The 18,340-nt window shown below is 64.2% G+C and carries 19 protein-coding genes and 1 pseudogene; 16 read left to right on the top strand and 4 right to left on the bottom strand.

What is annotated here, in order from left to right; all coding sequences use genetic code 11:
* Positions 1 to 15: 15 nt before the first annotated feature.
* A pseudogene (locus ACM62G_RS14435) lies at positions 16 to 738 on the bottom strand (MCP four helix bundle domain-containing protein); the annotation flags it as partial.
* A gap of 281 nt (positions 739 to 1,019) precedes the next feature.
* Between ACM62G_RS14435 and ACM62G_RS14440 the strand changes: the two are divergent.
* Together ACM62G_RS14440 and ACM62G_RS14445 are read left to right on the top strand one after the other, a co-directional pair.
* Positions 1,020 to 1,250, top strand: a complete 231-nt coding sequence (locus ACM62G_RS14440; RefSeq protein WP_054058082.1) for a hypothetical protein — start codon at positions 1,020 to 1,022, stop codon at positions 1,248 to 1,250.
* Positions 1,247 to 1,549 (top strand): cell division protein ZapA, encoded by a 303-nt coding sequence (locus ACM62G_RS14445; protein ID WP_054058083.1) that lies wholly within the window; start codon positions 1,247 to 1,249, stop codon positions 1,547 to 1,549. Before ACM62G_RS14440 ends, ACM62G_RS14445 begins: the two co-directional genes overlap by 4 nt.
* Positions 1,550 to 1,652: 103 nt before the next feature.
* On the opposite strand, the gene ACM62G_RS14450 is transcribed toward ACM62G_RS14445, so the two are convergent.
* Positions 1,653 to 2,693, bottom strand: a complete 1,041-nt coding sequence (locus ACM62G_RS14450; protein WP_273825827.1) for a low specificity L-threonine aldolase — start codon at positions 2,691 to 2,693, stop codon at positions 1,653 to 1,655.
* Between the two features lie 446 nt (positions 2,694 to 3,139).
* Here ACM62G_RS14450 and ACM62G_RS14455 point away from each other — a divergent pair, with 446 nt between their 5' ends.
* From ACM62G_RS14455 to fdhA, 7 genes are all read left to right on the top strand, one after another.
* Entirely contained in the window at positions 3,140 to 4,393 is a 1,254-nt protein-coding gene (locus ACM62G_RS14455) for a serine hydroxymethyltransferase (protein ID WP_419737365.1), read from the top strand.
* Between the two features lie 23 nt (positions 4,394 to 4,416).
* On the top strand, positions 4,417 to 5,667 hold the full coding sequence (locus ACM62G_RS14460) for a sarcosine oxidase subunit beta (protein WP_054058086.1): 1,251 nt from the start codon (positions 4,417 to 4,419) through the stop codon (positions 5,665 to 5,667).
* Between the two features lie 14 nt (positions 5,668 to 5,681).
* The gene (locus tag ACM62G_RS14465) at positions 5,682 to 6,014 is read left to right on the top strand and encodes a sarcosine oxidase subunit delta (RefSeq protein WP_054058087.1); all 333 of its coding nucleotides are present in this window, start codon (positions 5,682 to 5,684) and stop codon (positions 6,012 to 6,014) included.
* Positions 6,011 to 9,028, top strand: a complete 3,018-nt coding sequence (locus ACM62G_RS14470) for a sarcosine oxidase subunit alpha (RefSeq protein ID WP_054064616.1) — start codon at positions 6,011 to 6,013, stop codon at positions 9,026 to 9,028. Before ACM62G_RS14465 ends, ACM62G_RS14470 begins: the two co-directional genes overlap by 4 nt.
* A 63-nt stretch (positions 9,029 to 9,091) precedes the next feature.
* Positions 9,092 to 9,724 (top strand): sarcosine oxidase subunit gamma, encoded by a 633-nt coding sequence (locus ACM62G_RS14475; protein WP_054064617.1) that lies wholly within the window; start codon positions 9,092 to 9,094, stop codon positions 9,722 to 9,724.
* A gap of 246 nt (positions 9,725 to 9,970) precedes the next feature.
* On the top strand, positions 9,971 to 10,828 hold the full coding sequence (purU, locus tag ACM62G_RS14480) for a formyltetrahydrofolate deformylase (protein WP_017903087.1): 858 nt from the start codon (positions 9,971 to 9,973) through the stop codon (positions 10,826 to 10,828).
* A 158-nt stretch (positions 10,829 to 10,986) separates the two neighbouring features.
* Complete coding sequence (gene fdhA / locus ACM62G_RS14485) at positions 10,987 to 12,186, top strand: formaldehyde dehydrogenase, glutathione-independent (RefSeq protein WP_054064618.1); 1,200 nt, start codon at positions 10,987 to 10,989, stop codon at positions 12,184 to 12,186.
* A 57-nt stretch (positions 12,187 to 12,243) separates the two neighbouring features.
* Here fdhA and ACM62G_RS14490 read toward each other — a convergent pair whose 3' ends face one another.
* Positions 12,244 to 12,663 (bottom strand): hypothetical protein, encoded by a 420-nt coding sequence (locus ACM62G_RS14490; protein ID WP_419737366.1) that lies wholly within the window; start codon positions 12,661 to 12,663, stop codon positions 12,244 to 12,246.
* Positions 12,664 to 12,988: 325 nt separating this feature from the next.
* On the bottom strand, positions 12,989 to 13,567 hold the full coding sequence (locus ACM62G_RS14495) for a hypothetical protein (RefSeq protein WP_419737367.1): 579 nt from the start codon (positions 13,565 to 13,567) through the stop codon (positions 12,989 to 12,991).
* Between the two features lie 212 nt (positions 13,568 to 13,779).
* Between ACM62G_RS14495 and ACM62G_RS14500 the strand changes: the two genes are divergently transcribed.
* The 7 genes from ACM62G_RS14500 (at position 13,780) to ACM62G_RS14530 (ending at position 18,338) form a co-directional block, all read left to right on the top strand.
* Entirely contained in the window at positions 13,780 to 14,025 is a 246-nt protein-coding gene (locus ACM62G_RS14500) for a hypothetical protein (RefSeq protein WP_054064621.1), read from the top strand.
* 171 nt (positions 14,026 to 14,196) lie between these two features.
* On the top strand, positions 14,197 to 14,541 hold the full coding sequence (locus ACM62G_RS14505; protein WP_273825831.1) for a type II toxin-antitoxin system Phd/YefM family antitoxin: 345 nt from the start codon (positions 14,197 to 14,199) through the stop codon (positions 14,539 to 14,541).
* Entirely contained in the window at positions 14,541 to 15,200 is a 660-nt protein-coding gene (locus ACM62G_RS14510) for an AAA family ATPase (protein WP_419737368.1), read from the top strand. The genes ACM62G_RS14505 and ACM62G_RS14510 overlap by 1 nt, the downstream gene beginning before the upstream one ends.
* A 108-nt stretch (positions 15,201 to 15,308) precedes the next feature.
* Positions 15,309 to 15,851: a DUF2780 domain-containing protein gene (locus tag ACM62G_RS14515; RefSeq protein WP_054058614.1), complete on the top strand. Its 543-nt coding sequence runs from the start codon at positions 15,309 to 15,311 to the stop codon at positions 15,849 to 15,851.
* A 140-nt stretch (positions 15,852 to 15,991) separates the two neighbouring features.
* A complete protein-coding gene (locus ACM62G_RS14520) occupies positions 15,992 to 16,417 on the top strand; it encodes a DUF350 domain-containing protein (protein ID WP_419737524.1) in 426 nt (141 codons plus the stop codon).
* An 11-nt stretch (positions 16,418 to 16,428) separates the two neighbouring features.
* Positions 16,429 to 17,181 (top strand): DUF1190 domain-containing protein, encoded by a 753-nt coding sequence (locus ACM62G_RS14525; protein ID WP_054064624.1) that lies wholly within the window; start codon positions 16,429 to 16,431, stop codon positions 17,179 to 17,181.
* Complete coding sequence (locus tag ACM62G_RS14530) at positions 17,181 to 18,338, top strand: glutathionylspermidine synthase family protein (protein ID WP_419737369.1); 1,158 nt, start codon at positions 17,181 to 17,183, stop codon at positions 18,336 to 18,338. The genes ACM62G_RS14525 and ACM62G_RS14530 overlap by 1 nt, the downstream gene beginning before the upstream one ends.
* The last annotated feature ends 2 nt before the right edge of the window (positions 18,339 to 18,340 follow it).

Here is an 18,340-nt window from a genome sequence, read left to right on the forward strand (position 1 = left end):
GCCGGCCTCGTCGGTGCCGTCGACCACGATCGGATGGGTCAGGTCGCCCTCGGCGATATGCTCGGCGGCGTTCAGGGCCTGGGCGATCGGCTGGGTGATGCTGCGGGTCAGCAGCCAGGCGAACAGGCAGGTCAGGGTGGTGGCGAGCAGCAGCAGGATCACCACCAGGTTGAAGGCCGCGTCGTATTGTTCGCGCGCCTGCTGGTTGTTGTCGTTGGTCTGCTGGTTGAGGATCTCCAGCAGGCGGTTGAGTACGGCGTTGATCTGCTCGGAGTTGGTGAGCAATTCGCTGTTGAGCAGGGCGGTCAGCTCGGCCATCTGATTGTTGCGCGACAGGTTCTTCATGCGCTCTTCGATCTGCCGGTACTGCCCGAGCAGTTGCCCGTACTGCTCGTAGGCCGCCCGCTCTTCGGGGCTGACGATCAGTTTTTCGTAAACCGCACGGGCACTGTCGATCTGCTGGTTGCGCTGGGCGAACAGTTCCAGGGTCTTGGCCTGGATATCCGGCTCGCGATTGGTCAGCAGGCGATAGGAGAGCACCCGCAGGCGCAGGGTCAGTTGGGTGAACTCGTCCAGGGTCTTGATACTGGGCACGCTGTTGCTGGTGAGTTGCTCGGCGGCTGCACGGATCTTGCTCATCTGGATCAGCGAACACACGCCCAGAATCAGCATGAGTGTGCCAATGATGGCAAAACCGAGGAACGCTCTCGGAGCGATGTTCATTGTGCGTAGGGACATGATGTTTCCTGAGAGAAGCGCGTTCCGTGCGGCCTTTTGGATGAAGCTCTACCTGACTTATCGGTCCTACGACTAAAGTCTAAAGGGCGCTGCGCGGATTTGTCGCAGTCGCGGCTTTGCGACGGAAGGTTCGGAACATGTTTCGCCAATCGCAGTCCCTATGGGGCGAAGAGAAGTCCCGTGCCAGTAAAATCAAGGCTTTGCGAGCGTTTTTCCCTGGCAAACCGGGGGGCTTTTCTTTATCGTACGCGCCCTTTGAAACTGCCCGAGAGATCAAGAAAATGCTGGAGACTTCCCTCAACCAACTGGAGCAACTGGTCAGCGAACTGGTGCAGCAGAAGCAGGAGCTGTTGGCCGCCAATGCTCAACTCAATACCGAACTGGCCCGGGCCAAGGATGAAAACGAAAGCCTGCAGTTGAGCCTGATGGAGCAGGAAGAGAAACAGGGCGCTACCGCCGCCCGTATCCAGGCGCTGGTCGAGCGTGTCAGCGCAGGTCCCGTGAGCGCATGAGAGCCAGCAACGACGGCGTGACCGTCATCTCGATCCTCGGCGAGGACTACTCGATCAAGGCCCCCGCGGGGCATGAGCAGACGCTGCTGGAGGCGACCCAGATGCTCAAGACCGCCCTGGTCGATACCAAGAAGAAGTTTCCCACGTTGATCGGTGAGCAACTGCTGGTGCTCACCGCGCTGAATCTGTGCTCCCAGCGAATCGAGGAACAGCGTGAACACCGTGAGGTGCTCGATCGTTGCCAGGAGCAGGTCAGTGCCACGGTGGACGTGATTTCCAGGACGATCGGGCAGAACTGAGTCACTGTGTGGCTCGCTGCGCAGCGGCGGGTCGCGCGCGGCAGCGTCCGTTGCGCTATTGGCGCTCCCGTCTTGCACGGGAGCGCCACGTTCAAGCGGTTGTTCAGGCGGACATGACCTCGCGGATATCCGCCGCCAGCTCCCTTACCCGCGCTTCCTCGGTGTCCCACGAGCACATGAAGCGCGCGCCGCCCTTGCCGATGAAGGTGTAGAAGCGCCAGCCCCGGGCGGTCAGTGCGACGATCGCCGGTTCCGACAGTTGCAGGAACACGCCGTTGGCCTCCACCGGGAACATCAGTTCCACGCCGGGAATGTCCTTGACCAGGCTGCTCAGCAATTGCGCGCAATGGTTGGCGTGGCGGGCGTGCTTGAGCCAGGCGTCGTTTTCCAGCAGGCCGACCCAGGGCGCGGAGAGGAAGCGCATCTTCGACGCCAGTTGCCCGGCCTGCTTGCAGCGGTAGTCGAAGTCCTCCGCCAGGTCGTGGTTGAAGAACAGGATCGCCTCACCCACGGCCATGCCGTTTTTCGTCCCGCCGAAGCACAGCACGTCGACGCCAGCCTTCCAGGTCAGCTCGGCCGGCGTGCAGCCGAGGAAGGCGCAGGCGTTGGAGAAGCGTGCGCCGTCCATGTGCAGGTGCAGGCCCAGTTCCTTGCAGGTGGCGCTGATGGCGCGGACTTCGTCCGGGGTGTAGACGCTGCCGACCTCGGTGGCCTGGGTCAGGGTCACCACCCGGGGTTTGGGGTAGTGGATGTCCTGGCGCTTGAGGGCGATTTCGCGGATGGAATCGGGGGTCAGCTTGCCGCTTTCGGTGCGCGCGATGAGCAGCTTGGAACCGTTGGAGAAGAACTCCGGTGCGCCGCATTCGTCGGTCTCGACGTGGGCGGTCTCCGAGCAGATCACGCTATGGTAACTCTGGCACAGCGACGACAGGGCGAGGGAGTTGGCGGCGGTGCCGTTGAAGGCGAAGAACACCTCGCAGTCGGTGTCGAACAACTTGCGGAAACCGTCGGCGGCACGCTGGGTCCACTCGTCGTCGCCATAGGCGCGCTGGTGGCCATGGTTGGCCTGTTCCATGGCGGTCCAGGCTTCGGGGCAGATACCGGAATAGTTGTCGCTGGCGAATTGTTGGCTCTTGTCGGTCATGGCCCGGTCCTTATGGTCGTTTACGACCTGCACTGTAACCAGAATCGACGTCAGCGCACAGGCACAGTTTCCGTAGGAAAAAACCATTCAATCAAAAGCCTGGAGCGGCCATTGTGGAAGCCGCCCTGTCCCTGTGGAAGTCGGATTTATCCGCGAAGCGTTTAGCGATCTCCAGGACCGGTTCGCGGATAAATCCGGCCCCTGCGGGGGTTGAGGTTTCCCACAGGGGTATAGGTTCCTGCAGGGACCGAGTGGCACCCGTGGTTTGCGGGGGGCCGGCCCTCCTTTATTCGATCGCGCCACGACCATGTCGTAAACGCACCCTTGCAAGGCGTGCGTAGGCATTTGACGCGTCTGCGCCGGTCATACCATCGCTATCAAAGGGCACCACCGAATAGCTGTGCCCCACCAAAAAGAAATGGCGCACTGCCGCTGGGAGAGACGCGATGTTCAGCAAGCAAGACCAGATCCAGGGTTACGATGACGCACTGTTGGCCGCCATGAATGCCGAAGAGCAGCGCCAGGAAGATCACATCGAACTGATCGCGTCGGAAAACTACACCAGCAAGCGTGTGATGCAGGCCCAGGGCAGTGGCCTCACCAACAAGTACGCCGAAGGCTACCCGGGCAAGCGCTACTACGGTGGCTGCGAGCACGTGGACAAGGTCGAGGCCCTGGCCATCGAACGCGCCAAGCAGTTGTTCGGTGCCGACTACGCCAACGTCCAGCCGCACTCCGGCTCCTCCGCCAACAGTGCCGTGTACCTGGCGCTGCTGCAGGCCGGCGATACCATCCTGGGCATGAGCCTGGCCCACGGCGGTCACCTGACCCATGGCGCCAAGGTGTCGTCCTCGGGCAAGCTCTACAACGCCGTTCAGTACGGAATCGACACCAATACCGGCCTGATCGACTACGATGAAGTCGAGCGCCTGGCGGTCGAGCACAAGCCGAAGATGATCGTCGCCGGTTTCTCCGCCTACTCGAAAACCCTCGACTTCCCACGTTTCCGCGCCATTGCCGACAAGGTCGGTGCGCTGCTGTTCGTCGACATGGCCCACGTCGCCGGCCTGGTCGCCGCCGGCCTGTACCCCAACCCGATCCCCTTCGCCGACGTGGTCACCACCACCACCCACAAGACCCTGCGTGGTCCGCGTGGCGGCCTGATCCTGGCCAAGGCCAACGAAGAGATCGAGAAAAAACTCAACGCCGCGGTATTCCCTGGCGCCCAGGGCGGCCCGCTGATGCACGTGATCGCCGCCAAGGCCGTGTGCTTCAAGGAAGCGCTGGAGCCTGGCTTCAAGGCCTACCAGCAGCAGGTGATCGACAACGCCCAGGCCATGGCCGGCGTGTTTGTAAAACGTGGCTACGATGTAGTGTCCGGCGGCACCGATAACCACCTGTTCCTGGTCAGCCTGATTCGCCAGGGCCTGACCGGCAAGGACGCCGATGCCGCCCTGGGCCGTGCCCACATCACCGTGAACAAGAACGCCGTGCCGAACGACCCGCAGTCGCCGTTCGTCACCTCCGGCCTGCGTATCGGCACCCCGGCGGTCACCACCCGTGGTTTCAAGGTGGCCCAGTGCGTCGAGCTGGCTGGCTGGATCTGCGACATCCTCGACAACCTCGGCGATGCCGACGTCGAGGCGAATGTCGCCAAGCACGTGGCGGCCCTGTGCGCGGACTTCCCGGTTTATCGCTGAGAGCGGTTTTGGAGTAAATGACTATGCAACGCTATTCGGGCTTCGGCCTCTTCAAGCATTCTCTCAGCCACCATGAGAACTGGCAGCGCATGTGGCGCACGCCAACCCCGAAAAAGGTCTACGACGTGGTCATCGTCGGCGGTGGCGGCCACGGCCTGGCCACGGCCTACTACCTGGCCAAGGAACACGGCATCACCAACGTCGCGGTGGTCGAGAAAGGTTGGCTGGGCGGCGGCAACACCGCCCGCAACACCACCATCGTGCGTTCCAACTACCTGTGGGACGAGTCGGCGCACCTGTACGAACACGCGATGAAACTGTGGGAAGGCCTGTCCCAGGACCTGAACTACAACGTGATGTTCTCCCAGCGTGGCGTCTACAACCTCTGCCACACCCTGCAGGACATCCGTGACTCCGAGCGTCGGGTCAGCGCCAACCGCCTCAACGGCGTCGATGGCGAGCTGCTCAACGCCCAGCAGGTGGCGGACGAGATTCCGTACCTGGACTGCTCGAAGAACACCCGCTACCCGATCATGGGCGCCACGGTCCAGCGTCGCGGCGGCGTGGCCCGTCACGATGCCGTGGCCTGGGGCTTCGCCCGCGGTGCCGACGCCCTGGGCGTCGACCTGATCCAGCAGACCGAAGTGATCGGCTTCCGCAAGGAAAACGGCGTGTGCATCGGCGTGGAAACCAACAAGGGCTTCATCGGCGCCAAGCGCGTCGGCGTGGTCACCGCCGGTAACTCCGGGCACATGGCGAAACTGGCCGGCTTCCGCCTGCCGCTCGAGTCCCATCCGCTGCAGGCGCTGGTGTCCGAGCCGATCAAGCCGATCATCGACAGCGTGATCATGTCCAACGCCGTGCACGGCTACATCAGCCAGTCCGACAAGGGCGACCTGGTGATCGGTGCCGGTATCGACGGCTACAACGGCTACGGCCAGCGTGGTTCGTACCCGGTGATCGAGCACACCATCCAGGCCATCGTCGAGATGTTCCCGATCCTGTCGCGGGTGCGCATGAACCGCCAGTGGGGCGGCATCGTCGACACCACCCCGGACGCCTGCCCGATCATCTCGAAGACGCCGGTACCGAACATGTTCTTCAACTGCGGCTGGGGCACCGGTGGCTTCAAGGCCACCCCGGGTTCGGGCAACGTCTTCGCCGCGAGCCTGGCCAAGGGTGAAATGCACCCGCTGGCCGCACCTTTCTCCATCGACCGTTTCCACAACGGTGCGTTGATCGACGAACACGGCGCTGCAGCGGTCGCCCACTAACAGGAGAAACTCCCATGTTGCATATCTTCTGTCCTCATTGCGGCGAACTGCGCTCCGAAGAGGAATTCCACGCTTCCGGTCAGGCGCACATCCCGCGTCCGCTGGACCCCAACAACTGCACCGACGAGCAGTGGGGCGACTACATGTTCTTCCGCGACAACCCGCGCGGCCTGCACCACGAACTCTGGGACCACGTCGCCGGTTGCCGCCAGTATTTCAACGTGACCCGTGACACGGTCACCTACGAAATCCTGGAAACCTACAAGATCGGCGAGAAGCCCCAATTCACCGCTGCCAAGGCGGAAAGTTCGAAAGCGCCCGGCGTGGCTGTGGGAGAAAAGGTATGAGCCAGGTCAATCGCCTGTCCAACGGTGGTCGTATCGACCGCAACAAAGTCTTGAGCTTCACCTTCAATGGCGAGACCTACAAGGGCTATGAAGGTGACACCCTGGCCGCCGCGCTGCTGGCCAACGGCGTCGACATCGTCGGCCGCAGCTTCAAGTACTCCCGGCCGCGGGGCATCTTCGCCGCCGGTGCCGAAGAGCCGAACGCGGTGCTGCAGATCGGCGCCACCGAGGCCACCCAGATCCCCAACGTGCGGGCCACGCAGCAGGCGCTGTACCAGGGCCTGGTCGCCACCAGCACCAACGGCTGGCCGAGCGTCAACAACGACGTGATGGGCATTCTTGGCAAGGTCGGCGGCAAGCTGATGCCGCCAGGTTTCTACTACAAAACCTTCATGTACCCGCAGTCGTTCTGGATGACCTACGAGAAGTACATCCGCAAGGCGGCCGGCCTGGGCCGTTCGCCGACCGAGAACGACCCTGACACCTACGACAACATGAACCAGCACTGCGACGTGCTGATCGTCGGTGCCGGGCCTGCGGGCCTGGCCGCCGCGCTGGCCGCTGCCCGCAGCGGTGCGCGGGTGATCCTCGCCGACGAACAGGAAGAGTTCGGCGGCAGCCTGCTCGACTCCCGCGAAAGCCTCGATGGCAAGCCGGCGGCCGAGTGGGTCGCCAGCGTCATCGCCGAGCTGAAGGCGCTGCCGGACGTATTGCTGCTGCCACGGGCGACCGTCAACGGCTATCACGACCACAACTTCCTGACCATCCACGAACGCCTCACCGACCATCTCGGTGACCGCGCGCCGATCGGCCAGGTTCGCCAGCGTATCCACCGGGTCCGTGCCAAGCGCGTGGTCCTGGCCACCGGCGCTCACGAGCGTCCGCTGGTCTACGGCAACAACGACGTGCCGGGCAACATGCTCGCCGGCGCCGTTTCGGTGTACGTCCGCCGCTACGGTGTGGCACCGGGCAAGAAACTGGTGCTGAGCACCAACAACGACCACGCCTACCGCGTCGCGCTGGACTGGCTCGATGCCAGCCTGCAGGTGGTGGCGATCGCCGACGCCCGCAGCAACCCACGTGGTGCGCTGGTGGAAGAGGCGCGTGCCAAGGGCATTCGCATCCTGACCGGCAGCGCCGTGATCGAGGCCCGTGGCAGCAAGCGCGTCACCGCGGCTCGCGTCGCCGCGATCGACGTGCGTGCCCACAAGGTGACCAGCCCCGGCGAATGGCTGGACTGCGACCTGATCGCCAGCTCCGGCGGCTACAGCCCGGTGGTGCACCTGGCTTCGCACCTGGGCGGCAAGCCGGTCTGGCGCGAAGACATCCTCGGCTTCGTCGCCGGTGAAGCACCGCAGAAACGCGTGTGCGTCGGTGGCCTGAACGGCGTCTACAGCCTGGCCGATACCCTCGCCGACGGTTTCGAAGGTGGCGTGCGCGCCGCCAGTGAAGCCGGCTTCAAGGCGGTCGAAGGCGTACTGCCCAAAGCCCTGTCCCGTCAGGAAGAACCGACTCTGGCGCTGTTCCAGGTGCCTCATGAAAAAGGCACCGCACGGGCACCGAAGCAGTTCGTCGACCTGCAGAACGACGTCACCGCCGCCGCCATCGAGCTGGCGACCCGCGAGGGCTTCGAGTCGGTCGAACACGTCAAGCGCTACACCGCGCTGGGCTTCGGTACCGACCAGGGCAAGCTGGGCAACGTCAACGGCCTGGCGATCGCCGCCCGTTCGCTGAACGTGACCATCCCGCAGATGGGCACCACCATGTTCCGCCCGAACTACACGCCGATCACCTTCGGTGCGGTGGCCGGTCGTCACTGCGGGCATATCTTCGAGCCGGTGCGCTACACCGCCTTGCACGCCTGGCACGTGAAACAGGGCGCCAAGTTCGAGGACGTCGGCCAGTGGAAGCGTCCCTGGTACTTCCCGCGCGCCGGCGAAGACATGCACGCCGCGATCAAGCGTGAGTGCAAGGCCGTGCGCGACAGCGTCGGCCTGCTCGACGCCTCGACCCTGGGCAAGATCGACATCCAGGGCCCGGATGCCCGTGAGTTCCTCAACCGCGTGTACACCAACGCCTGGACCAAGCTCGACGTGGGCAAGGCCCGTTATGGCCTGATGTGCAAGGAAGACGGCATGGTCTTCGACGACGGCGTGACCGCCTGCCTGGCCGACAACCACTTCCTGATGACCACCACCACCGGCGGCGCGGCGCGCGTCCTGCAGTGGCTGGAGCTGTACCACCAGACCGAATGGCCGGACATGAAGGTGTACTTCACCTCCGTGACCGACCACTGGGCGACCCTGACCCTGTCCGGCCCCAACAGCCGCAAGCTGCTCAGCGAAGTCACCGACATCGACCTGGACAAGGATGCGTTCCCGTTCATGACCTGGAAGGAAGGCCTGGTCGGTGGCGTACCGGCGCGGGTATTCCGGATTTCGTTTACCGGTGAGCTGTCCTACGAGGTCAACATCCAGGCCGACTACGCCATGGGCGTGCTGGAGCAGATCGTCGAGGCGGGCAAGCAGTACAACCTGACCCCGTACGGCACCGAAACCATGCACGTGCTGCGCGCCGAGAAGGGCTTCATCATCGTCGGCCAGGACACCGACGCCTCTATGACCCCGGACGACCTCAACATGGGCTGGTGCGTCGGCCGTACCAAGCCGTTCTCCTGGATCGGCTGGCGCGGGATGAACCGCGAGGACTGCGTGCGTGAAGACCGCAAGCAACTGGTCGGCCTCAAGCCGATCGATCCGACCCAGTGGCTGCCGGAAGGTGCGCAACTGGTGTTCGATCCGAAGCAGTCGATCCCGATGAAGATGGTCGGTCACGTGACCTCCAGCTATGCCCACAACTCCCTTGGCTATTCGTTCGCCATGGCGGTGGTGAAGGGCGGTCTCAAGCGCATGGGTGAGCGGGTGTTCGCACCGCTGGCAGATGGCACCGTGATCGAGGCGGAGATCGTGTCGTCGGTGTTCTTCGATCCGAAGGGCGATCGCCAGAACATCTAAGTCGATGGTTCCCACGTTCCGCGTGGGAACCATCAGAGACAGAATTCAATACAGGTGTTTCACATGAGCACAGCCAACGTTTACCAGCAACGCCCGACTTCCGGGGCCAAGGCCGAGTCGTCGTTGCACCATGCCGATCTCGCCAGCCTGGTGGGCAAGGGCCGCAAGAACGCCGGCGTGACCGTGCGGGAAAAGAAACTGCTCGGCCACCTGACCCTCCGTGGCGACGGCCATGACCCGGCGTTCGCCGCCGGCGTGAAGAAGGCCCTGGGGCTGGACCTGCCCGTGGCCCTGACCGTCGTCGCCAAGGGCGAGACCAGCCTGCAATGGCTCGGCCCGGACGAGTGGCTGCTGGTGGTTCCCACCGGTGAGGAATACGCCACCGAGAAGGCCCTGCGCGAGGCGCTGGGCGACCTGCATATCGCCATCGTCAACGTCAGTGGCGGCCAGCAACTGCTGGAGCTGAGCGGCCCGAACGTGCGCCAGGTGCTGATGAAGTCCACCAGCTACGACGTGCACCCGAACAACTTCCCGGTAGGCAAGGCCGTCGGCACGGTGTTCGCCAAGTCGCAGCTGATCATCCGCCATACCGCCGAAGACACCTGGGAACTGGTGATCCGTCGCAGCTTCTCGGACTACTGGTGGCTGTGGCTGCAGGATGCGGCGGCCGAGTATGGCCTGAACGTCCAGGCCTGATCCTGCTCGCGATGGCATCACCGCGGTGTACCTGGTGCACCGCGTTGCCTGGATCCCTGTAGGAGCGTGGCTTATCGGGGCGCCGAACCGCCGCGAATGCGTCCTCAAGGGCGCTAAAAGCTTCGCGGGCAAGCCTCGCTCCTACAGGATTTGGTGTGTACACAAGGGCGAGGATTGCCCGCAGGCCGATCATGATACGGCTGATCGATCACCTGGCGCTTGCCCCACAAAAACAGGAGTCACCCAATGAGCCGCGCCCCCGATACATGGATTCTGACTGCCGACTGCCCCAGCGTGCTCGGCACGGTGGATGCGGTGACCCGCTTCCTGTTCGAGCAGGGCTGTTACGTGACCGAACACCATTCGTTCGATGACCGCCTCTCGGGGCGTTTCTTCATCCGGGTGGAGTTCCGCCAGTCCGAAGGTTTCGACGAGCAGGCGTTCCGCGCCGGCCTGGCGGAGCGTGGCAAGGCCTTCGGCATGACCTTCGAACTGACTGCGCCGAACTACCGGCCGAAAGTGGTGATCATGGTCTCCAAGGCCGATCACTGCCTCAATGACCTGCTCTACCGCCAGCGCATCGGCCAACTGTCGATGGACGTGGTCGCGGTGGTGTCCAACCATCCCGACCTCAAGCCCCTGGCCGACTGGCACCAGATTCCCTACTACCATTTCCCCCTCGACCCCAACGACAAACCGGCCCAGGAGCGGCAGGTGTGGCAGGTGATCGAGGAGTCCGGCGCCGAGCTGGTGATTCTCGCCCGCTACATGCAGGTGCTGTCGCCGGAGCTGTGCCGCAAGCTCGATGGTCGCGCCATCAACATCCACCACTCGTTGCTGCCCGGCTTCAAGGGTGCCAAGCCCTATCACCAGGCCTACAACAAGGGCGTCAAGCTGGTGGGGGCGACCGCGCACTACATCAACAACGACCTGGACGAAGGCCCGATCATCGCCCAGGGCGTGGAGGTGGTGGATCACAGCCACTATCCCGAGGATCTGATCGCCAAGGGCCGGGATATCGAGGGCCTGACCCTGGCGCGGGCGGTGGGCTATCACATCGAGCGGCGGGTGTTCCTCAATGCCAACCGGACGGTGGTCCTCTGAGTTCCCAGGGCGCTTTCGAGCGCCCGCTCGCGGATTCATCCGCGAAAGCGATCCAAATAACAACGCAGTAGAAAAAGACACACGCACAACCCCGAGCAATCAACGCTTTGCCGCGTGGCAACGCGTCAGCTACATAAAAACAACAGCGAGGTGAAAGCATGTCTGGCAATCGTGGAGTGGTATACCTTGGCGCTGGCAAGGTAGAAGTACAGAAGATCGACTATCCGAAAATGCAGGACCCCCGTGGCAAGAAGATCGAGCACGGCGTGATCCTGCGTGTGGTGTCCACCAACATCTGCGGCTCCGACCAGCACATGGTCCGCGGCCGTACCACCGCCCAGGTCGGCCTGGTGCTGGGCCACGAGATCACCGGTGAAGTGGTCGAGAAGGGCAGCGACGTCGAGAACCTGAAGATCGGCGACCTGGTCTCCGTGCCGTTCAACGTCGCCTGCGGTCGCTGCCGTTCCTGCAAGGAAATGCACACCGGCGTCTGCCTGACCGTCAACCCGGCGCGTGCCGGCGGTGCCTACGGCTACGTCGACATGGGCGACTGGACCGGCGGCCAGGCCGAGTACGTGCTGGTGCCATACGCCGATTTCAACCTGTTGAAACTGCCGGATCGCGACAAGGCCATGGAGAAGATCCGTGACCTGACCTGCCTGTCCGATATCCTGCCAACCGGTTTCCACGGCGCTGTCACCGCGGGCGTCGGCCCGGGCAGCACCGTGTATGTCGCCGGTGCCGGCCCGGTCGGCCTGGCGGCTGCCGCCTCGGCGCGCCTGCTGGGGGCTGCCGTGGTCATCGTCGGTGACCTGAACCCGGCCCGCCTGGCACACGCCAAGGCCCAGGGCTTCGAGATCGCCGACCTGTCCCTGGACACTCCGCTGCACGAGCAGATCGCCGCGCTGCTGGGCGAGCCGGAAGTGGACTGCGCCGTCGACGCGGTGGGCTTCGAAGCCCGTGGCCACGGCCATGAAGGGGCCAAGCACGAGGCGCCGGCCACCGTGCTCAACTCGCTGATGCAGGTCACCCGCGTGGCCGGCAAGATCGGTATCCCCGGCCTGTACGTGACCGAAGACCCGGGTGCGGTGGACGCCGCCGCCAAGATCGGTGCGCTGAGCATCCGCTTCGGCCTGGGTTGGGCCAAGTCCCACAGCTTCCACACCGGCCAGACCCCGGTGATGAAGTACAACCGCCAACTGATGCAGGCGATCATGTGGGACCGCATCAACATCGCCGAAGTGGTGGGTGTGCAGGTGATCAGCCTGGACGACGCGCCGAAGGGTTATGGCGAGTTCGATGCGGGCGTGCCGAAGAAATTCGTGATCGATCCGCACAAGCTGTTCAGTGCGGCGTAAGGTGCAATCACGATAGAAAAAGGGCGACCCCGGTCGCCCTTTTTTGTGTTTCGCCGTTCACTGCGTGGTGATCAGCGCGCTGTATGAGAATCCACAACGGCTGGTTTCCCCGCTTTTGCAGAAGCCATCCTTCCAGTCGGTGTCCTGGGAGGGTTTCCAGTCCTGGACGGCCTTGAGCATCAGGCGGATTCCCGCGTCACCGTCCCCTTCGTAGTCACAGATCACCGCCTGGGTGCTGGCCTTGTAGCTGGCGCTGACGAACACGACCTTGTACTCAATCCCGGTTTCCGGGTTTTCACCGGTCCATTGACTGCCCCCCGGGCCCTTGGCGTCGTAGGTGTAGCCTTCGCTGCCCGGGTGCTGGTTGATGTCGCCTGCCCGTGGGCAGGTTGCGGTCAGCACCGGGGTTTCGGCCCAGGCCTGGCCTGCCAGTGCCAGGGTGAGTACTGCCAGACTGGTTGCAAGTCGGTTTTGCATGAGTCGGTACTCCCTTCCGTTGTCTTGGGCCTTCATGTTGAGTGGCCGGGGAGGGGAGCGGCTACTGTCAGAAATGACAGTTCTCAAGGTCGTTTCGAAATAACCGGGAAGGTGGATCGACGGCGGGGCTATTAGCGGGCGTCAGGCTGGGTGAATGGCGTGTCAGGGGTGTTGGGCCATTCGCGGGCAAGCCCGGCTCCTACAGGGAGCGGGCGTTCGCACAGCACCGGCACACCGACAAACCGTAGGAGCCGGGCTTGCCCGCGAAAGGGCCAGTGGTCTCACCCGTCATCTTCCGGAGGTGACCGCAGACTCAAGCTTCCCTTCAGCGTTGGACTGACTTCACCGCACTCACCCGCTGACAGAACTCCGGATAGAAACCCCATCCACTTGGATCGCGGCAATAGTCGCTGGCCTGGGCCAGCGCCTCGGTGCCGAACTTCAGTTCCCGGGGCATGCTGGCGAAGTTGATGTAGCCGCCCTGTTGGGTCTTGATCGCGTCGAAGCCGTCCATCTGGTAGACCAGCTCGACGTCATCGGCGGCGACGATCCGCGCCTTGATCGTCACCTGGGCATACTGCTTGCCACCCGGCGCATTGTTCACCGCCGCCAGGCCCTGGCCGACCGTGCGCAGCAGGCGCGGAACCCAGGCTTCTTCGCTGTCGGCGACCTTCTCGGGCTGATAGCGGATAGTCAGCGTCTGCTGCTCGTGGCTGACGTCGGTCAGTGCGGGGTCGATGCGCCTGATGCGGTGTTCGAGGGTCAGCCAGGCGGTCTGCTCGTCGCCGAGGTTGTCGGGCAGTTCGGGGTTGAGCGGGCCGCGCTGACACTCGTGCACGCCGAAAGCGATGGCCAGGCCGGCCAGGATGATTGCCAGGGCGGTTCCGCCGATTTTCACGTCCATACGCGCACACTCCCTCAGGGACTCCCATTTTACGCCAAGTGCCCAGCCGCCCGCACAGGCCGCGATCATCGATTCCCAGTCCCTGCCCGCGGTTTTCCATCGGGGCCGGTCGTGTTTTCCGCTGCCGGCTGTCGCCGCCGGGCAATGGTCGCCACGTCGCTCGCCTCCCAACATGAGCCCCCCATTACATCACTCGATAACGAGGTGCCTTCATGGCCAAAAAGGAAATCCGACTCTCCCTGGAAGACATCGACAACAATGGCAGCCCGGAGGTGCTGGTAGAGTTCTACGAAGGTAATGAGCTCGTCTTTGCTTCGGCCGTTTCCTCGTCTGGCGAGGACAAGACCTACGACACCGTCAACGTCCGGGTGGACATGGATGAAGATGGCGACCTGGATGCCGACGACGAGCGTCATCTGCTCTCCCTGTGCCAGGCTTTCGCCGGATTCGCCCGCTAACCCTTCGGATGGCCGCCTGCCTTCGCCACGTCGCGGGTAGGCGGCTTGCCTCTGGCCCTCACGCCCCTGGCGGGAAGGGTCAGGGCTTTTACAGGTCAATAGGGCAAAAATGGCCAAAATGGCCGGCGGTTGTTATAGTGCAGGGGACTTCCCTGTCTGCGAGCACACGTCATGATTGCCCTGCCTGACCTCCTCGATCTGCCGCGCCAGAATGCCTCCCAGGTGAAGAACAAGTGGGCCGATGTGGTCCGCCTGGTCCATCAGTCCGGCAGTGTCGCGGTCACCAACCATTCCACCGTGGAAATGGTCCTGCTGGACGCCGAGACCTACCAGCAACTGACCGCCCAGGTGCAGGCCTACCAGGATCGCGAACAGTCGGCCCTGGATGAGTTGACCCGGCGTTTCGACGCGCGTCTGCAGAGCCTGCAGGAACCCCGGGCGGCCCAGGGTGTGCGCTCGCTGCTGGCGTCCAGGGGCAAGCTGGGCAAGCGGCCTGAAGCCGGCTCCACGTTCTGATGAGTGCGCCGCCGGCGAGCGAGCGCCCGTTCATTTTCGTGCTGGCCGGGGTCAACGGCGCTGGCAAGAGTTCGGTGGGGGGTGCGCTGCTCGCCGAGAACGGCCTGGACTGGTTCAACCCCGACAGCTTTGCCCGCGAACTGACCGCCAGCCTCGGCATCGACCCGCAGCGGGCCAACGGCCTGGCCTGGGAGCATGGTCGCCAGCAGCTGGAAAACGCCCTGCGCGAAGGGCGCAACCACGCTTTCGAAACCACCCTGGGCGGCAACACCATCGCCTTGATGCTCGCCCAGGCGGCGCGGACCCACGATGTGGTGATGCTGTTCTGCGGCCTGTCCTCGCCGGAACAGCACCTGAGCCGGGTGCGCCTGCGGGTGGCGCGTGGCGGTCACGATATTCCACAAGCGAAGATCCGCGAGCGCTGGGTCAAGTCACGGCTCAACCTGGTCGCCCTCATGCCGTATCTGGCACACCTGCAGGTGTTCGACAACAGCACCGACGTCGAGCCGGGCGAGGAGATTCCCGATCCGTTGCTGGTGCTGGAAATGGCCGACGGCCATCTGCTCAGCCCTGATCCGCAGGACGCCCAGGCCCTGCAAGCCACGCCCGAGTGGGCGCGGCCACTGGTCCAGGCGGCGATCGAACGGCTGCCCGGCTGACGAAAAGGTCACCCCCGCCAGGCGGAACAAGCCCGGCTTTTTCCACTCCAATGGCCAGCGCCGACCGCTGGCCAGCGGCGGCCTTCGATGACTTGTGAGGTAGCTGCAATGAAAATTCCACGCGGTGTCGTACTGGCTTCGCTCCTGACCTTCGCCGCTACGCCGGTGTTCGCGGCGTTCAGCCTGAATGACGCGGCCAATGCGTTGTCGGCTTTGCAGGGTGGTCAGAACGGCAATGCCACGGCGCCGGAGGGTGGCCTGCTCAGCGCCCTGGGATCGCAACTGAACGTCACCCCGGAACAGGCCATCGGCGGCGCCGCCGCCATGCTCGGCCTGGCGAAGAACCAGCTCAGCGGCAACGACTATTCGCAGTTGAGCCAGAGCGTACCGGGCCTCGACCAGTTGTCCGGCGCGGGTGCCCTGGCCGGGCTCGGCGGCCTGCTCGGCCAGTCGGTCGGCGACTCGGCGGTGGGCAACGCCTTGGGGAATGTGAAGAACACCCACGACCTGAACAACGCCTTCGACGCCCTGGGCATGGACAGCGGCATGGTCGGCCAGTTTGCGCCGATCCTCCTCAGCTACCTGGGCGAACAGGGTGTCGGCGGCTCGCTGTTGCAGAGCCTCGGCGGTATCTGGGGCGCGGGTGGCTGAACCCCGCTACGGTTGACGACGCACCGGACTCCGCGAGGAACCGGTGCGTTTTTGTTTGTGCGGCCACGACGCGGGTTCAGTTATCGCGTGCGGTGTGCTATTTGTCGCCGCCTGTTCATGGAGAGAGTGGCACAAGCATGTTGGTCGATGCGGTGAAGATGTCGTTGCACCTGGATGCGGTGATGGGATTCGTCCTGTACCTGCTGGTGGCACTGCTGGTTTTCGGGCTGTATGCCTGCCTCTATACCCGGATGACGCCGCACAGGGAGTGGACGCTGATCCGCGAGTGCAATATTGCCGCCGCGATCGCGCTGGGCGGCGCGTTGATCGGTTTCGCGATTCCGGCGGCCAGTGCCATCGCCCATTCGGTATCGCTGGTGGATTTCCTGATCTGGGCGCTGATCGCCCTGGTCGCCCAGTTGCTGGCGTTCGGTCTGGTCAGTCTGTCGATTCGTGGCCTGTCGGTACGGATCGCCAGGGGTGAGTCGGCGGCGGCGATTCTCTCGGCGGCGATTTCCATCAGTGTCGGTCTGCTCAATGCGGCCTGCATGACCCCTCCGGTCTGAGGGGGCTGGCGATGAAACGTAGTCAACGTGTTGGCCTGGTCCTGCTGGGCAGCGTGCCCTTCGTGCTGGTGGCCTGTGACGGTGAACAGGTGCGTACGCGGGACGTCATCAAAACCACGTCGTACACCAGCGAGCCGGCTTGTGTCGCGGCCGGCGTGGCGGCCGATGTCTGTGCCGACGCGGCGGCCGAGGCTCGGGAACAGCATCTGGAAATCGTTCCGGAATATGCCAGCCAGGATGCCTGCGCCAGTGATTTCGCCCGCAGCGATTGCGTGGCTGACCTGGGCAACAGCCGTTTCCACCCGCTGATGTCCGGCTTCAACCTGACCACCGTGCAGGCGGTGCCGGCACCTCTTGAGCAGGAGCAGGAACAGGAGGCCCAGGCTGCCGTCCAGAGCGCCCCGCCTGTTTCATCCTCGGGCGGCGGCAGCTATGGCGGTTCGTTCGGCGGTTCCGGTTACTCCAGCCATTCCAACGATTGGGGCAGCCGCTTCTGGCGCTGGATCGGCCTGGGCAGCGACCCCTATGCGCCGCGCTACTTCAGCGAGCCGCTGTACAACGAGCGCGACGGCCGTGGCGGTTATCAGGCCAGCAGCCTCAACCAGCAGGCCCGGGCCGGCAAGACCTTCGCCCAGTCGACCAACGCGCGCTTTCGCCTGAACAGCCCGGGGCAGTTCACCCCGGCCTCCTACCGTGGCTCGGCACCGCGGATGGTCAGCCGTGGCGGTTTCGGCTCGTCCCACGGCAGCAGCAGGGGCGGCTGATGAAACGCATCTCCAGCGTACCCCGCCCGGACTGGCAGGCCACCGCCGAACGGCTGGGCTTCCACTTCCACACCTTCGATGGCGAACCCTATTGGGACGAGTCGGCGTACTACCAGTTCAGCCTGCGCCAGATCGAGGACGACCTCGAAGAGCCGACCCGCCAGTTGCATGAGCTGTGCATGGACCTGGTCGAGCGGGTGGTGGACAGCGAGCACCTGCTCGACCGCCTGGCGATTCCCGAGGACTATCGCGACCTGATCCGCCATTCCTGGCGCCAGGGCCACCCGCACCTCTACGGGCGGATGGACCTGTGCTACGACGGCCGCGGCCCGGCCAAGCTGCTGGAGACCAACTACGACACGCCGACTTCGTTGTACGAGGCGAGTTTCTTCCAGTACGTCTGGCTCGAGGAGCAGATGCGCCGCGGGCAACTGCCGGCCCGTGCCGACCAGTTCAACAGCATCGAGGACAAGCTGCTGCAGGCCTTCGTCGAGATCGGCTTCCCGTCGCCATTGCACTTCGCCTCGGTCCGCGACTCGCTGGAGGATCGCGGCACGGTCGAGTACCTGAGCGACATCGCCCGCCAGGCCGGGCTGACGACGCAACTGCTCGACATCGAGGCGATCGGCCTGGATCGGGCCGGGCGTTTCGTCGATGAGCAGGACCTGCCGATCAGCACCCTGTTCAAGCTCTATCCGTGGGAAAACCTGTTCAGCGAAGCCTTCGGCCCGGCCATCGCCCACAGCCAGACGCTGTTCGTCGAGCCGCCGTGGAAGGCGATCCTGTCGAACAAGGGCGCCCTGGCGCTGCTCTGGGAAATGCATGAGGGCCACCCGAACCTGCTGCCGACCTTCATCGACCCGCGGCCGAACGGCCGCCCGGAACGAGGCTGGGTGCGCAAGCCGTTCTTTTCGCGGGAGGGCGCCAATGTCGAGATTCACTCGCCGACCGGCGAACGGGTCAGCGAGCCGGGCCCCTATGACCAGGGGCCGTTCGTGCTGCAGCAGTTCCAGCCGCTGCCTTCATTTGCCGGCAGCCACACGGTGCTCGGCAGCTGGATGATCGGTGATCAGCCGGCCGGCATCGGCATTCGCGAGGACAACTCGCTGATCACCAAGGACACCAGCCGCTTCCTGCCGCACATCATCCTCGACTGAGG

The organism is Pseudomonas sp. COR18 (genome assembly GCF_048568395.1).
Classification (GTDB): Bacteria; Pseudomonadota; Gammaproteobacteria; order Pseudomonadales; family Pseudomonadaceae; genus Aquipseudomonas; species Aquipseudomonas fuscovaginae_B.